Genomic DNA, 15,372 nt, shown 5'->3' with positions numbered 1-15,372 from the left:
GGTGCACGAGAAATCCAAGGAGGATCTTACATTATGAAAGAAAAAGTTGTACTTGCCTATTCCGGCGGACTTGATACTACTGCCATTATCCCGTGGCTGAAAGAGACCTTTGACTATGAAGTAATCTGCTGCTGCATCGACTGCGGCCAGGGAAACGAGCTGGTTGGCCTCGATGAGAGAGCAAAACTTTCCGGCGCTTCCAAATTATATATTGAAAACGTTATCGACGAGTTCAGTGAAGACTTCATCATGCCGTGCGTAAAAGCAGGCGCTGTTTATGAGAACAAATACCTGCTCGGTACTTCCATGGCACGTCCGGTTATCGCAAAGAAACTCGTTGAGATCGCAAGAAAAGAAGGTGCTGTTGCCATCTGCCACGGTGCTACCGGTAAAGGAAATGACCAGATCCGTTTCGAGCTCGGCATCAAAGCCCTTGCTCCGGATATCAAAGTAATCGCTCCTTGGAGAATGACCGATGTATGGACCATGCAGTCCCGTGAAGACGAGCTGGATTACTGTAAAGCACACGGCATCGACCTTCCGTTTGATGCAAACCACAGCTACAGCCGTGACCGTAACCTGTGGCACATCAGCCATGAGGGACTTGAGCTTGAGGATCCGTCCAACGAGCCGAACTACGACGATCTTCTCGTACTGACCACTCCTCCGGAAAAAGCTCCGGACGAAGGCGAGTACGTAACCATGACCTTTGAGGCCGGCGTTCCGAAGACCTTAAACGGAAAAGAAATGAAAGTTTCTGAAATCATCACCGAGCTGAACAAGCTGGGCGGAAAACACGGCATCGGTATTGTTGATATCGTTGAGAACCGTGTTGTCGGCATGAAATCCCGCGGTGTTTATGAGACTCCTGGCGGAACCATCCTGATGGCTGCACATGAGCAGTTAGAGGAGCTGATTCTCGACCGTGAGACCCTGAAAACAAAGAAAGATCTCGGAAACCTGCTTGCTGAGGTTGTTTACGAAGGAAAATGGTACACTCCTCTGCGCGAGGCAATCCAGGCATTCGTTGATGTAACCCAGAAATACGTAACAGGCGAAGTAAAATTCAAACTGTTCAAAGGCAACATCATCAAAGCCGGCGAGTCTTCTCCGTACAGCCTGTACAATGAGTCTCTTGCTTCCTTCACCACCGGCGATCTCTATGATCACCACGATGCAGACGGATTCATCACACTGTTCGGTCTGCCGCTGAAGGTTCGTGCAATGAAGATGCAGGAGCTGGAGAAAAACAACAACAAATAAGATCTGATCCTATGGATTCCCAAAAGAAAGCGGACTCGCTCCGCTTTCTTTTTTTGCGCGTAAAAAGGACCCGCCCATTTCAGGCAGGTCCCTTTGTTGCCAGGCATATCAATAATTGGTCCAGTGGACCAATTTTGATTATTCGTAATATGCGTCGATTCCGTCTGCAATTCCCTGTGCCATCTTATCGCGGTACGATTCGGTTGCCATCAGGCGGTCCTCGGAAGGATTGCTCATGAAGCCAAGCTCAATGATCGTGACCGGAATGGTGCTCCAGTTGATGCCGCTCATGGAGTCGGTGTAAATCACATCGCGGTTCTTCGCGCCGGTGTCTTTGCAGAATGCTGCGATCATCTTCTGGGAGAGCTTCTGGCTCTTGCTGATCACATCACCGGAAAGGTACGTATTTCTGCTGCTCGGTGCCATCGTGAGTGCTCCGTAAACCGACTGGTTCGAATCGCCGTTCGCGTGTACACGCACGAGAATGTCTGCTCCGTTCTGCGCGGCAAGTTTTGCACGCTCGGAGTTGCTGATATTGACGTCGTGCGTCTCGCGGATCATGTAAACATCGTAGCCGCGCTCCTCAAGGATATCGCGTACCTTTAAGGATACCGCAAGGTTCAGCTCATACTCATTGATGCCGGTTGCCACACCGCATGTTCCGGAAGCAACCTTCGCCTTATAGGTCGATGATCCCGGTCCGATCGGCTCTTTCTCGCTGTTTCCTCTTCTCTGGTGTCCTGCGTCGATTGCCACGCAGATATTTTTGCTGTTCCGGCGGACACCGTTTTTATCAACGTAATAGCCGTCGATGTAGGTATCCTTATAGATGCCTCCCCAGCTTCGGAAGTAATACGTTTTTCCGTCCACTTCCTGCCAGCCGTTCTTGTAAATACCGCCCCAGCTCCTGAAGTAATACGTTGCGCCTTTGATCGTTACCCACTGGCTCTTATACATGCCGCCCCAACTCCGCAGGTAATACCAGTTATTATCATACCACAGCCATTCACTGTGCATCATTTTGCCGTCCTGCCTCAGATAATACCAGTTCTTGTCATACAGCAGCCAGCCTTCCCCTTTTGGGGTTCCGTTGCTGTCCATGTAATACCAGTCACTGCCCTTGGCCGCCCAGGCGTTCACGCGCATGCCGCCCCAGCTTTCAAAGTAATAATCAACGCCGTCAATCGTCTGCCAGCCGGTACTCATCACACCGTCTGCGTCTACATGGTACGTTCTCTTATCATGCACAAACCACTGATTCGTTCTGAGGCTTCCGTCCTCATTCAGATAGTACCATGTTCCGCCGACTTTTTTCCAGCCCTGGAATCCGGCTCCGCCCCAGCTCTCGAAGTAGTAGAGCGTTCCGTCAATCTTCTGCAGTCCGGTGCTCATCACACCGTTTTCATCTACATGGTATGTTCTCTTGTCGTGAACGAACCATTCATTCGTTTTGACGCTTCCGTCCTCGTTCAGATAGTACCATGCCCCGCCGACTTTTTTCCAGCCTTTGTATCCGGCTCCGCCCCAGCTCTCAAAATAATAGAGCTTTCCGTCGACCATCGAAAGACCCGTGCACATGATTTCGTCTGCATTCAGATAATATCTCCGGTTCAGATGGGTGATCCACTCGCTGGCGGCCATCGTGCCGTCTTCTTTTCTGTATTTCCAGCTTCCGTCCTCCTGTTTCACCCAGCCGGCAGGAAGTTTCTCTTCCGGCTCCTGTTCGTTGTCCTCACCTGGAATCGTAACCGCCGGCGTCTCGTTTTCCGAAGTACCGCTCTGCTCCTGTACTGCCGCTTCCTCATCCGAATTCTGCTCGGAACTTTCCGTCTCATCCTGCTGCCAGGTTACGGCCGTGCCGTCATTTTCTGCTGCGCTTACCCTTGCTGGAAACGCCCAGCCTCCTGCCGCAACGGCCGCTGCGATCAGCAGTGCTGCGATTTTCTTTTTTGCCATCTGGTTTTCCTCCTTCCTTTTATCGCGCCATCTGGTAAATCTCATATACTTCCTGTGCGCCCAGCTTGCGGATGCGGGACAGTTTTACAGTGTCCTGCTGTGTTGCATCCATGGAAAGGGCACGCAGATCCTCATCCGACGGGTTCGGGATATCAAGCTCATGCAGGGAGGTCGGCATGCCGAGCGAATGGAAGAACGCTACTGTGCGCTCAATGCCTTCCGTTGCCCGTTTGTGATCGCTTCCTTCTGTGATACCCCATACCTTTTCAGCAAACCGTGCAAACCGCCAGAGAACCGACTCCTCATCGTACTGGTATTTCGCCCAGGCACCCCAGACTGCCGCCAGGGATGCGCCGTGTGCTACATCGTATTTTGCACTTAACGCATGGCCGAATTTATGTACCGAAAAATCTTTGCCGCGTCCGCACTCCGTCAGTCCATTGTGTGACAGGCTTCCGCACCACATGATTTCCGCCATCGCATTGTAATCGGATGGGTTTTCCAGAACCTTCGGTCCGTTTTTGATTACGGTACGGAGGAGTCCCTCTGCGATCTCGTCCGTCATCTCGCACTGGCTCTCCGGAATGAAATAGCGCTCCATCGTGTGCATCATGATGTCGGTTACTCCGCAGGCAATCTGGTATTTCGGCAGGGTTGCTGCCAGCTCCGGGTTCATGATGGCAAATTTGCAGCGGTTGAACGGCGTGTTGATGCCGGCCTTTTTGCCGATTGCCTCGTTTGTCAGAACTGCTGAATCGCTCATCTCGCTTCCGGCTGCCGGAATGGTCAGAACTGCTCCCACCGGGAGAGATTTTGTCAGCGGTACTTTTTTCGTCCAGATATCCCAGAGTGCCTCCGCCGGATTTGCAGCTCCATGCGCAACGGCTTTTGCGGTGTCAATCGAGCTTCCGCCGCCGACGGCAAGAATAAAGTCTGCCTGCATTTCCACTGCTTTTTTCACACCCTCCTCGGCAAGGGCAAGTCTCGGGTTCGGTTTTACGCCGCCAAGCTCTTCAAAGGCAAGGCCCTCTTTTGCAAGAGATGCTTCCACTCGGTCCAGAAGACCGCTCCGTTTCGCACTTCCGCCTCCGTAAACGACGAGCACCTTTGTGCCGCCCCATTTCTTTACCTCAGCGCCTGCCTGGTTTTCCGTCTCTTTTCCGAACACGACTTCCGTCGGGGTATACTGTATAAACTGATCCATCTTCTTATTTCCTCCCTGCATTTTTATTCTTCATAAATCCGTACGTTTTCCGAGCTTACGCGGTAAAGATCGTCTCTCCTGTTTTCCAGAGACGGGATTTCATTTCTTGTCCGCTCCAGCACTTCCGGGTCCAGCTCTGCGATGAGTACCTGCGGGGTATCATCCGCCTCCGCAAGAATTTCGCCGTCCGGCGCAATGATCATGGAATGGCCGTACGCCTCAAACCGCGCTTTCTGGCCGCACTGGTTGGCGGCGAGCACGTAGCATCCGTTTTCAATGGCGCGCGTGCGCAGCAGTGCTTCCCAGTGGCGCTCTCCCGTTGCTTTCGTAAAATCTGCCGCTATCAGAAATGCATCTGCTCCGGAGGATGCCATCAGCCGGTACTGTTCCGGAAAGCGGATATCGTAGCAGATGCTCATGCCGAACAGGCCAAGCGCCGTGTCCGCAAGAACAATTTCATTTCCCGGGCAGATCTCGCGTGATTCTTCGTAAGAGACGCTGCCCGGAATATTTACGTCAAACATATGTATTTTGCTGTATTCTGCAATCGTTTCTCCATCTGGTCCGAACAGGAACGACGTGTTGGACGGACGCCCCGGATGGCGCCGCACCGTCATGCTGCCGCAGTGCAGATAGACACCGTACCGTTTGGCAAGGCTGGAAAACCGGCGGCTGACGTAGCCCGGCACTGCACTTGCGTGGCCCGGCATGTCTGCTCCCGTGTATTCTGCAGTCTCCGGGAAAAGAATCAGCTTCGCTCCCTGTTCCGCCGCCTCCCGCACATACTGCTCGGCCATACGCATATTTTCATTCATATCCGGCCCGGAATCCATCTGCACCAGGCCTGCAATTATTTTTTCCATTCTTTCGTCCCCTCGTTTCACATATTATCTTGTGATTTTTCCGCTTATACTCTCACTTATTATATCTCATATTTTCCAAAACAGCTACCCAAATTCGCAATTTTCATACCTTTTGCAGCTTTTATTTTTTAATTTTTGAAAATAACAATTGACAAATCCGGAAAACAGGAGTAGCTTAGAATCATAAGCTGTCGTGTTCGATCAGATGCGGCAGAAAAAATCACGAAAGGAGAACACCACTTATGATCAATCTCATTTATGCATCCAGCGTAAAACAGAATAAACTTCGTATGGCGATCAAACCAGGTGGCTGCCCTTCTTTCGAAATTCTTTGTAAGCATTAAATCTGCATAACAAATCTTTATGCATTCTTTATGCCTGCTATTTCGCACAGAAGGCGCGGTACGTCGATACTGCGGCTTTTTTTATTGCTATAAACAGTACGAAACCGTTCTTTCCGGCTTCGCTCCGTTTCCGGCAGGCAGATTCCGCGGTCTTCTTACCGCATCGATTCCCTTCTTTTATATACAAACGCAGCCTTCGCTTTCGTTTCCCGTTGTTCCGTTCCCACACTTACGGAGCTTTTGAAAGCCTATGTTCTGCCAGACACCCAAACGACATCAATGAGGAGGTTTTAACATTCATGAAGAAAAATCCAATCGGTAAGTACCTGCTCCAGAACTGGTACTACTACGTTTTCGCTTTTGGTTCCATGGCCTTAAGTGTCTTTCTCGATATGCTCGCGCCGCTTGTCACGCTGCACATCGTGGACGACGTGCTGGTCGGCCGCAAAATGGAGCTGCTCTGGAAATACCTTGCCGCCTTTCTTCTGATCGGTGCCGCCAAAGCCCTGTTTCAGTACATCAAAGAATTTTTATTCGATGTCAGCAGCGTCCGCGTCGCCAGCCAGATGAGGGGCAACCTGTTCCGCCACGTCCAGCGGCTTTCGGTGGAATACTTTGACAAAAACAATACCGGCGAACTCCTCGCCCGCGTGCGCGACGACGTTGACCGGATCTGGGATATCCTCGGCTTTGCCGGCATGCTGATCTTAGAAGGCCTGATCTGTATCGTGATGGCAATGGTCAGCATGGTCAAACTGGATCTGCCGCTGACACTCGTCTCCGTGGCGATCCTTCCTTTCGTCGCAGGCATTGCAATCCGCCTCGAAAAAGAACTCGACCGCGTCTACGATGCGATCAGCGAGGAAAACGCCGTCATGAATACCGTTGCACAGGAAAATCTCGCCGGTGTCCGCACCGTCAAATCCTTTGCACGGGAACCGTATGAGATCAAAAAATTCCGGAAACACAATCAGAAATACTGCGATCTCAACATGGATCAGGCGCGCGTCCTGATGAAATACGATCCCGCCATCTCGTTTCTTACGAAGCTGATGCGCGTGCTCGTCCTTCTCGCGGGCGGCTACGGTGTCATCCACGGACGCATTACGCTCGGTGTTTTAACGGCCTTTATGGAGTACACCTCCAAGATCACCTGGCCGATCGAAAACGTCGGCTGGCTCGGCAACTGCTTCGCTTCTGCGATCGCTTCCAACAAGAAGCTGAACAAAATTCTCGCAGAGGAGCCGCAGATCGCAGAGCCGGAACATCCGGTGGAGCTTTCAAAGCTTCCGGGTGACCTGGAATTCCATCACGTCGATTTCTCCCTGCATGACACACCGATTCTGCAGGATATCGACTTTACCTTAAAGCAGGGCCACACACTCGGCATCATGGGTATGACGGGTTCCGGAAAAACAACCATCGTCAATCTGCTCGAGCGTTTTTACGATGTCACCGACGGTTCCATCTGTCTCGACGGCCACGACATCCGCACCCTGCCGCTGCGCACCGTGCGCGATACTTCTTCCGTCGTCATGCAGGACGTCTTCCTGTTCTCAGATACCATTTCTGAGAATGTCCGCCTCGGCAGCCGCAGCACGATGAAATCCGAGGAGGTACATAACGCTGTCTCCGCTGCGTGTGCTTCCGAGTTCGTCGACCATCTTTCGGATCAGTACGAAACCGTCATCGGCGAGCGCGGCATGGGACTTTCCGGCGGCCAGAAGCAGCGTCTTTCCATCGCACGCGCCCTGGCAAAACAGGCTCCGATCCTCGTACTGGATGATTCCACCTCGGCGCTCGATATGGAGACCGAATACGAAATCCAGAGCCATCTCGCCGAGAAAAAAGATGTTTCCAAGATCATCATTGCCCACCGCATTTCTTCGGTGCAGAGTGCCGATGAGATCCTGTATCTCGATCACGGACGCATCGCCGAGCGCGGCACGCATGAGAGTCTGATGGCACAGAAAGGCCTGTACTACTCCACCTGGGAGGCTCAGTACGGTGATTACCATAAAGCAAAGGCAGCCCTCGAGCAGGCACTTCCTGCCAATGCTTAATTCAATTTAATCTGTTACCCGACAACTTCTGTATTTACTTACCCGTTAAGAGAGGAACAATACGATTATGGCTATCAATTCCAGTAAAGTAGATGAAGAGCAGAAAGAGGTCTTAAAGAGCGCGACCATCCGCCGCCTCTTCTCCTACTTAAAAAATTATAAACGCCAGGTTGCCGTCGTTCTCGTGGTTCTCGCCGTTACCATCGCGATTTCCACCGTGAACCCGCTGCTCCTGGAGTACGCCATCGATGTCAACATTGCGCAGAAAGACTGGCGCGGGCTTGTTGCCCTCTGCGTATTCATGGTTGTGATCAACCTGGTTTACGCGGCCGGTGTCCGCCTGCGGATGCTTCTGATGGCGCGCATTACCAACAACATTCTTCTGGAAATCCGTGACGAGCTCTACACGCATATCCAGACCTTAAGCTTCAGCTTTTTCGATACCCGCCCGGCCGGAAAGATTCTGGCGCGCATCATCGGCGATGTCAACTCGTTAAAAGATGTGCTGAACGACGGTGTCACAAAGCTGATTCCGAACATTCTCACGATCATCGCCATTCTGGTGATCATGATGATCAAAAACATCTGGCTCTCCTTAAGTGCGATTCTCGTGCTGCCGCTGATCGCTATCGGCATGTATTTTATTCAGATCGTCGCACACAAGAGATGGCAGACGTTCCGGAAAAAATCTTCCAATGTTACGGCGTATATCCACGAGGACTTCTCCGGTATCCGCATCATCAAGAGCTTTACCGCGGAGCAGGAATCGCAGGGCGAGTTTGACCGGCTTCTTCTTGAGCATCAGAACTCCTTTATCCATGCGGTTCGTCTGGCAGATGGTTTTTCCGCTGTGATCGAGGTGACCTGGGGCATCGGAACGTTTCTTCTGTATTTTATCGGTATTTCCGTGCTCGGCGTGGATGCCGTTCCGATCGGTACCTTCACGGCGTTTGCGATGTATCTGACGATGTTCTGGGATCCGATTCAGAACCTGGCCGGCTTTTACAACAAGCTGATTACGAACCTTTCCGCTGCGGAGCGAATCTTTGAGATCCTCGACACACCGGCGGAGGTTGCCGACAAGCCTGGCGTCACCGAACTGCCGCCGATCAAAGGAGAGGTTACATTTGACCATGTCAGCTTTGCCTACTCCGATGATCCGGACACGCTGGTATTAAAGGATGTCAGCTTTACAGCGGCTCCTGGCGAGACGATCGCACTCGTCGGCCCGACCGGCGCCGGAAAGACAACGATCGTCAATCTGATCAGCCGTTTCTACAACATTACCTCGGGAACGGTCCGCGTCGACGGCCACAGCCTGACGGACGTCTCCATCAACAGCCTGCGCGCACAGATGGGTGTGATGACGCAGGACAACTTCCTCTTCTCCGGCACGATCCGCGACAACATTGCGTACGGAAAGCTCGATGCCACAGAGGAAGAAATCATTGCCGCTGCAAAAGCGGTTCATGCCCATGACTTTATCATGGAACTGCCGGACGGCTATGACACCGAAATCAGTGAGCGCGGTGCCCGTCTTTCGAACGGCCAGCGCCAGCTCCTCGCCTTCGCCAGAACGATGGTCTCTGATCCGAGAATCCTGATCCTCGACGAAGCGACGTCCAGCATCGACACGCAGACAGAGATTCAGGTGCAGCAGGGCATCGAAAGCCTGTTAAAAGGCCGTACCTCGTTCATCATTGCGCACCGTCTTTCCACTATTAAAAATGCGGACCGGATTTTCGTAATTGACCATGGAAAGCTTTTTGAGCAGGGAACCCACGACGAACTGATGGCAAAACAGGGCGCGTACTACCAGCTCTATCAGGCACAGTTCCGCCGGGTATCATAATCCGGTTTCACAAAACATATCAAATATCTGCAAAAAGCTGCTTCCCCGTTCCTGGCGGACGCGGCTTTTTGTGTCTTTCCTTGACAAATGAATCACCCCTGCTATATGATGGTAACTGATCTTTTTTCGGAGGGTTACACTCTCCGTCTGCCGCTTCCCACTCCTGCGGCATTTGTTACTGAACGGTCTGATACGGAGCTTTTTCACAATGCTTCCGTATTTTCTTTCAGAAAGGAGTATCATGACGTTTTTTTCCAGAAAACATTTACGCCTTCTCCTCCTTCCTGCGCTCCTTCTTCTGACGGGCTGCGCAGGTTCCGCAAAGGAGACGGCGGATTCCACAGAGAACGAAAAGCTCTCCGCCGTGGCGACCATTTTTCCGCAGTACGATTTTCTGCGAGCCATCGGCGGCGATCACCTCGATCTCCACATGCTGCTTTCCCCGGGCGCAGAAAGCCACTCATTTGAGCCGACACCGGGCGATATGATCACAGTTTCCGAATGCGATCTCTTCGTCTACGTCGGCGGCGATTCCGATGCCTGGGTAGAAACCATTCTCGATTCCGTCGATACCTCGAACAAGGAAGTCGTCACACTGATGGACTGCGTTGATACCGTTGCCGAGGAAACCGTCGAGGGAATGGAGACCCACGGCCACGCGCACGACCATGAGGACGAGGATGCGGACCACGAGGATGAACACCACGACGAAGACGAATCCCACGGCGAGCAGGATGAGCACGTCTGGACCTCGCCGAAAAATGCAATGCGGATTGTCCAGAAGCTCTGCGATGCACTCTGCCGCCTCGACCCGGAAAATGCGGACGACTATCGGGCAAACACTGCTTCGTACCTCGCTTCGCTTACCTCCCTCGATGAGGAATTTTCCGATGTCACCACAAACGCCAGCCGCCATACGATCGTTTTCGGCGACCGTTTCCCGTTCCGCTATTTCGCGGATGCCTACGGTCTCGACTACTACGCGGCGTTCCCCGGCTGCTCCTCGGAATCCGAGGCGAGCGCCAAAACACTTTCTTTTTTAATTGACAAGATCAAAGAAGAACAGATTCCTGTCGTCTTCCACACCGAGCTGTCCAATGAAAAAATGACAGACTGCATCTGTGAGGCGACCGGCGCGAAAAAGCTGCTGCTTCACTCCTGTCACAACGTATCCAAAGATGATTTCGAAAACGGCGCCACGTATCTTTCCCTGATGGAACAGAACGTCGCCGCCTTAAAGGAGGCTCTGAACTAATGGCTCTACTTACCTGCAGTGATGTCACCTTCTCCTACGAGGGTATCCCGGTCCTGACCGATGTCAACTTTACCCTGGAAGCCGGCTCCTACCTCTGTATTGTGGGCGAGAACGGTTCCGGTAAAAGTACCCTGGTCAAGGGACTGCTTCACTTAAAAAATCCGTCCACCGGCTCGATCACAACCGGTGACGGTCTTCACCCGAGCGAGATCGGCTATCTGCCGCAGCAGACCGCAGCACAGAAGGATTTCCCGGCGAGCGTCTGGGAAGTCGTGCTGTCCGGCCGGCAGAACCATCCGCATTTTCCGCCCTTCTACACAAAGGCGGACAAAGAGGACGCGCTCCGCAATATGGAGCTTCTTGACCTCCTTCCATTAAAGAAACGGTGCTACCGCGATCTCTCCGGCGGCCAGCAGCAGCGCGTACTTCTTGCACGGGCGTTATGTGCCACGAAAAAACTGCTGCTCCTCGACGAGCCGGTCACCGGCCTTGACCCGGTCATGACAAATGAAATGTACCAGCTCATCCGCCGCATCAACCGCGAGCAGAACGTCACGATCATCATGGTTTCCCACGATATCCGCAATATTCTGCCGGACGCAACGCACATTCTCCAGCTCGACCAGAAGCAGGTCTTCTTCGGTCCGACGGACGAGTATCTGAAAACTGAGGCGGGAAAACAGTTTTTAGGAGGTGCTGACTTATGATTTCGAATCTGCTGAAAATGCTTTCTTATCCGTTTATGCAGCGTGCCCTCGTGGTCGGTATTCTCGTCTCATTGTGCGCTGCACTGCTTGGCGTCAGCCTCGTGTTAAAGCGCTACTCCATGATCGGCGACGGCCTCTCCCATGTAGGATTCGGCTCTCTTGCGATTGCAACGGCACTCGGCTTCGCTCCGCTTGCCTTCACAATCCCTGTCGTCGTGCTTGCCGCCTTTTTACTGCTCCGCATGAACGAATCCAGCAAGATCAAGGGAGATGCCGCTATCGGCCTGATTTCGAGCTCTGCGCTTGCGATCGGCGTCATCACCGTTTCGTGGTCCAGCGGCATGAACACCGATGTCAACAACTACATGTTCGGAAGCATCCTCGCGATGAGCGATGAGGACGTTGTGCTCTCTGTCGTTCTTTCGATTGTGGTTCTGATCCTGTTTGTCCTGTACTACAACCGTATTTTTGCCGTCACCTTCGATGAGACATTTGCCAAGGCAACGGGTGTCCGTGCCGAAGTTTACAACATGCTGCTGGCGTTCTTAACTGCCATCACAACTGTACTCGGCATGCGCATGATGGGCGCGCTTCTGATCTCCAGCCTGCTGATTTTCCCGGCACTGACCTCGATGCGTCTCTGCCATACCTTCCAGAGCGTGGTGATCTGCTCCGCGGTTCTCTCGGTGGTGTGCTTTCTCCTTGGCATGTCCCTCTCGTTTTTCCTGTCCTCCCCTGCCGGAGCGACGGTCGTAATCGTGAACCTGCTGGCATTCCTGATCTTTTCTGCGATTGCCAGAATCCGCGAGCATACCGCATAAAAAGTTTCCGATCTGGCCTGCTTTGTTTTACTGGAGGTATTTTATGAATCGAATTGTAATTGCACTTTTAAAACCGTTTTCCTTCATCCCGGCGATTCTGATGATGTCGATGATTTTCTCCTTCTCTTCCCAGAACGGAACGGAATCCTCACATCTCAGTGAAAAAGTGGCGCGCGGCATTTTCATCACGATCGACCACGTCATGGACCGCGGATGGGATGATGAGAAGATCCAGGAACTGGCTGACGAGTATCAGTACCCGGTGCGGAAGCTGGCTCATATGACAGAGTACTGTCTGCTTGCCATCTGTGTTTCGCTTCCGCTCTACGTCTACGGTCTGCGCGGCTTCGCGCTCACGTTTCTTGCCGGCATCCTCTGTGTCGCCTTTGCCGCGGGCGATGAGTTCCACCAGACGATGGTCGCCAACCGCGGCCCGTCGGTAAAGGACGTCGGCATCGACAGCATCGGCGTTCTCTTCGGCATCACGTTTGTACGGCTGTTCTGCTGGATTGCACTCGGCGGAAATACGAAAAAAAGAAAGCGGCGCAGACGGCGTTACTATTACTAAAAATATTGGATAACAGAAAAATCCCCGTTGGAAAAATCATTTCTCCTGAAACTGATTTTCCCAACGGGGATTTTTTCATTTTTCTTAAAAACAGCTCTTAGGAAAGTGAATCCGCATACGCCTGAATATCTGCCTTCATCTGAATCCAGGCATCCTCATGCTCCACGTAGTACAGAGGGCAGAGCTTTTCGGTTACATCATAGTGACGGATCACATCGTCCGAAGTCAGATTGAACCGCCTGCATAAGAAACCGGCGAGCCGGACCACAGAATTGTATGTCTCATCGGTAAATTCACCGCTGTCATCCGGGTGGCAGCATTCAATCGAGATCGTATCGAAATTACGCTGGTTCGATGCATACGACCATTCACTCGTCGGGATACACTGAACGACTTCTCCCTCGATGCCGACGACGAAATGGCTGCTGGCCTGCGCCTCCTGCGTCTCAGGCAGGTTTTCAAAGTAATCACGGTTCTGCATCGCCGTGCTTCCCGGGTTTGCGGTGTAGTGAATAACGATGCCGTCCACCTTTTTCAGCCTCGTCTGTGGTCTGGACCAGCTGTTCGGCGTCAGAAGCTCAACATCAATCGGCGGAGCGCCGGTCCAGTCGGTGATATCGTTGTCCTCATAATCAGAACCGGAATAGTCAACGGCCGTGATATCACTTGCCGTATTCGTATCGCTGCCATCTGCCGCTGCATCGCTCATCGCCGGGGCCGTTTTTGCCACACGGCGGATGCCGCTGTAAATGCCGGCGCAGATCAGCACCACCAGAACTCCCGTCAGAAACATTCTGCGGTGAAGCTGGCGCTGCCTCTGTTTTCTTGTCATTTTTCCCCGTCTCTTCTGTGCCATATGTTCTCTCCCCGCCGCAAATAAACGCCCCCCCTCATTTGAAAAGGCAGAAGCTGAAAAGTTTCTGCCCTTTCCCCCTTCTGCCTTTTGCGACTTTTTATTCTTATTTATCATCCACGCTGTAGTTCGGAGCCTCTTTGGTGATGTGGATATCATGCGGATGGGACTCTTTTAAGGATGCTGCGGAAATCTTCACGAATTTTCCGGTCTCCTTTAAGGTCTCAACATCTTTCGCTCCGCAGTAGCCCATACCGGAACGAAGTCCGCCGATCAGCTGGAATACAGTGTCCTCTACGAGGCCTTTGTATGCTACACGGCCTTCCACACCTTCCGGAACCAGTTTCTTGGCGCCGGTCTGGAAGTAACGGTCTTTGCTTCCGTTCTCCATGGCTGCGATGGATCCCATTCCACGGTATACTTTGTATTTTCTTCCCTGGAACAGTTCGAAATCTCCCGGGCTCTCATCGCATCCTGCGAAGATGCTTCCCATCATGCAGACATTGGCACCGGCTGCGATAGCCTTTGTCATGTCTCCGGAGTACTTGATACCGCCGTCGGCGATGATCGGAGTGCCCGTCTTCTTTGCTTCCTCATAGCAGTCCATAACGGCTGTGATCTGCGGTACACCGATACCTGCAACGACACGGGTCGTACAGATAGAACCAGGTCCGATACCGACTTTAACAGCGTCTGCTCCGGCTGCGATCAGGTCTCTTGTTGCCTCTGCGGTTGCCACGTTTCCGGCGATTACCTGCAGATCCGGATAATGCTCTTTGATGAGACGAAGTGTTTTGAAGATATTTGCGGAATGTCCGTGAGCGGAGTCGATGACGATCACGTCTACGTGTGCTTTTACCAGCGCATCGACACGATCGAGCACGTTTGCCGTGATGCCGACTGCGGCACCGCAGAGCAGACGTCCCTGCTCATCCTTGGCGGACAATGGGTACTTGATGGTTTTCTCGATATCTTTGATGGTGATCAGACCTTTGAGGTTGAAATCGTCATCGACAATCGGAAGTTTTTCTTTTCTGGATTTTGCAAGGATTGCTTTTGCCTCGTCCAGCGTAACGCCTACTTTTGCAGTGATCAGGTTTTCGCTGGTCATGGACTCTTTGATTTTCTTGGTGAAATCAGTTTCAAACTTCAGATCACGGTTTGTAATAATACCAACCAGTTTTCCGTTCTCGGTAATCGGGACACCGGAAATACGGAATTTTGCCATCAGATTATTGGCATCTTCCAGGGTGTGCTCCGGAGACAGATAGAACGGATCGGTGATAACACCGTTCTCAGAACGTTTTACTTTGTCTACTTCTTCTGCCTGCTGCTCAATCGACATATTCTTGTGAATAATACCGATTCCTCCCTGACGTGCCATGGCAATTGCCATACGGTGTTCTGTAACCGTATCCATGCCGGCGCTCATCATCGGGATGTTCAGTTTGATCTTCTTGGTCAGATGCGTAGTCAGATCTACCATATTTGGGGTTACTTCAGAATACTGCGGAACCAGAAGCACATCATCGAAGGTAATACCATCACCAATAATTGTACCCATTTTCTTATCTTCCTTTCTTCTTAAGTCTTTTTGATTTATCACCTAATTTAACACAAAAC

The 15,372-nt window shown here is 52.1% G+C and carries 12 protein-coding genes; 7 read left to right on the top strand and 5 right to left on the bottom strand.

The window, feature by feature from the left end; genetic code table 11:
• The first annotated feature begins 30 nt into the window (after positions 1-30).
• Entirely contained in the window at positions 31-1,263 is a 1,233-nt protein-coding gene (locus ACY2VT_RS01805) for an argininosuccinate synthase (RefSeq protein ID WP_461873739.1), read from the top strand.
• Positions 1,264-1,401: 138 nt separating this feature from the next.
• On the opposite strand, the gene ACY2VT_RS01800 is transcribed toward ACY2VT_RS01805, so the two are convergent.
• From ACY2VT_RS01800 to ACY2VT_RS01790, 3 genes are read right to left on the bottom strand one after another with little or no spacing between them, the layout of a single operon-like run.
• Positions 1,402-3,219, bottom strand: coding sequence for an N-acetylmuramoyl-L-alanine amidase (locus ACY2VT_RS01800; RefSeq protein ID WP_461878662.1), 1,818 nt, complete (start codon positions 3,217-3,219; stop codon positions 1,402-1,404).
• Positions 3,220-3,238: 19 nt separating this feature from the next.
• Positions 3,239-4,423: an iron-containing alcohol dehydrogenase gene (locus tag ACY2VT_RS01795; RefSeq protein WP_461878661.1), complete on the bottom strand. Its 1,185-nt coding sequence runs from the start codon at positions 4,421-4,423 to the stop codon at positions 3,239-3,241.
• 23 nt (positions 4,424-4,446) lie between these two features.
• Positions 4,447-5,286 carry a carbon-nitrogen hydrolase family protein gene (locus ACY2VT_RS01790; RefSeq protein ID WP_461873652.1) on the bottom strand — a complete coding sequence of 280 codons (840 nt, stop codon included), beginning with the start codon at positions 5,284-5,286 and terminating at the stop codon, positions 4,447-4,449.
• Between the two features lie 643 nt (positions 5,287-5,929).
• Between ACY2VT_RS01790 and ACY2VT_RS01785 the strand changes: the two genes are divergently transcribed.
• The 6 genes from ACY2VT_RS01785 (at position 5,930) to ACY2VT_RS01760 (ending at position 12,896) form a co-directional block, all read left to right on the top strand.
• Complete coding sequence (locus ACY2VT_RS01785; RefSeq protein WP_461878660.1) at positions 5,930-7,693, top strand: ABC transporter ATP-binding protein; 1,764 nt, start codon at positions 5,930-5,932, stop codon at positions 7,691-7,693.
• Positions 7,694-7,760: 67 nt separating this feature from the next.
• Entirely contained in the window at positions 7,761-9,545 is a 1,785-nt protein-coding gene (locus tag ACY2VT_RS01780; protein ID WP_461878659.1) for an ABC transporter ATP-binding protein, read from the top strand.
• Between the two features lie 241 nt (positions 9,546-9,786).
• The gene (locus ACY2VT_RS01775) at positions 9,787-10,800 is read left to right on the top strand and encodes a metal ABC transporter substrate-binding protein (RefSeq protein WP_461878658.1); all 1,014 of its coding nucleotides are present in this window, start codon (positions 9,787-9,789) and stop codon (positions 10,798-10,800) included.
• Positions 10,800-11,507 carry a metal ABC transporter ATP-binding protein gene (locus ACY2VT_RS01770; protein WP_461876723.1) on the top strand — a complete coding sequence of 236 codons (708 nt, stop codon included), beginning with the start codon at positions 10,800-10,802 and terminating at the stop codon, positions 11,505-11,507. The genes ACY2VT_RS01775 and ACY2VT_RS01770 overlap by 1 nt, the downstream gene beginning before the upstream one ends.
• Positions 11,504-12,328 (top strand): metal ABC transporter permease, encoded by an 825-nt coding sequence (locus ACY2VT_RS01765; RefSeq protein ID WP_173828156.1) that lies wholly within the window; start codon positions 11,504-11,506, stop codon positions 12,326-12,328. Before ACY2VT_RS01770 ends, ACY2VT_RS01765 begins: the two co-directional genes overlap by 4 nt.
• A 43-nt stretch (positions 12,329-12,371) precedes the next feature.
• On the top strand, positions 12,372-12,896 hold the full coding sequence (locus tag ACY2VT_RS01760; RefSeq protein ID WP_461878657.1) for a VanZ family protein: 525 nt from the start codon (positions 12,372-12,374) through the stop codon (positions 12,894-12,896).
• Between the two features lie 97 nt (positions 12,897-12,993).
• Here the strand turns inward: ACY2VT_RS01760 and ACY2VT_RS01755 are convergent, their stop codons facing one another.
• Positions 12,994-13,752, bottom strand: coding sequence for a peptidoglycan recognition protein family protein (locus ACY2VT_RS01755; protein ID WP_461878656.1), 759 nt, complete (start codon positions 13,750-13,752; stop codon positions 12,994-12,996).
• A 103-nt stretch (positions 13,753-13,855) separates the two neighbouring features.
• Entirely contained in the window at positions 13,856-15,313 is a 1,458-nt protein-coding gene (gene guaB, locus ACY2VT_RS01750; RefSeq protein WP_022462189.1) for an IMP dehydrogenase, read from the bottom strand.
• Positions 15,314-15,372 lie beyond the last annotated feature (59 nt).

It is taken from the genome of Fusicatenibacter sp. (genome assembly GCF_050872605.1).
GTDB lineage: Bacteria > Bacillota > Clostridia > Lachnospirales > Lachnospiraceae > Fusicatenibacter.
Note: the sequence above shows the minus strand (reverse complement) of the source record. Positions and strands in the feature narration are given on the sequence as shown.

Coding starts and splice junctions, on each gene's coding strand:
- ACY2VT_RS01775 (WP_461878658.1), top strand. CDS start 9,787: ATGACGTTTTTTTCCAGAAAACATTTACGCCTTCTCCTCCTTCCTGCG.
- ACY2VT_RS01760 (WP_461878657.1), top strand. CDS start 12,372: ATGAATCGAATTGTAATTGCACTTTTAAAACCGTTTTCCTTCATCCCG.
- ACY2VT_RS01765 (WP_173828156.1), top strand. CDS start 11,504: ATGATTTCGAATCTGCTGAAAATGCTTTCTTATCCGTTTATGCAGCGT.
- ACY2VT_RS01780 (WP_461878659.1), top strand. CDS start 7,761: ATGGCTATCAATTCCAGTAAAGTAGATGAAGAGCAGAAAGAGGTCTTA.
- ACY2VT_RS01790 (WP_461873652.1), bottom strand. CDS start 5,286: ATGGAAAAAATAATTGCAGGCCTGGTGCAGATGGATTCCGGGCCGGAT.
- ACY2VT_RS01770 (WP_461876723.1), top strand. CDS start 10,800: ATGGCTCTACTTACCTGCAGTGATGTCACCTTCTCCTACGAGGGTATC.
- ACY2VT_RS01795 (WP_461878661.1), bottom strand. CDS start 4,423: ATGGATCAGTTTATACAGTATACCCCGACGGAAGTCGTGTTCGGAAAA.
- ACY2VT_RS01785 (WP_461878660.1), top strand. CDS start 5,930: ATGAAGAAAAATCCAATCGGTAAGTACCTGCTCCAGAACTGGTACTAC.
- ACY2VT_RS01800 (WP_461878662.1), bottom strand. CDS start 3,219: ATGGCAAAAAAGAAAATCGCAGCACTGCTGATCGCAGCGGCCGTTGCG.
- ACY2VT_RS01755 (WP_461878656.1), bottom strand. CDS start 13,752: ATGGCACAGAAGAGACGGGGAAAAATGACAAGAAAACAGAGGCAGCGC.
- guaB (WP_022462189.1), bottom strand. CDS start 15,313: ATGGGTACAATTATTGGTGATGGTATTACCTTCGATGATGTGCTTCTG.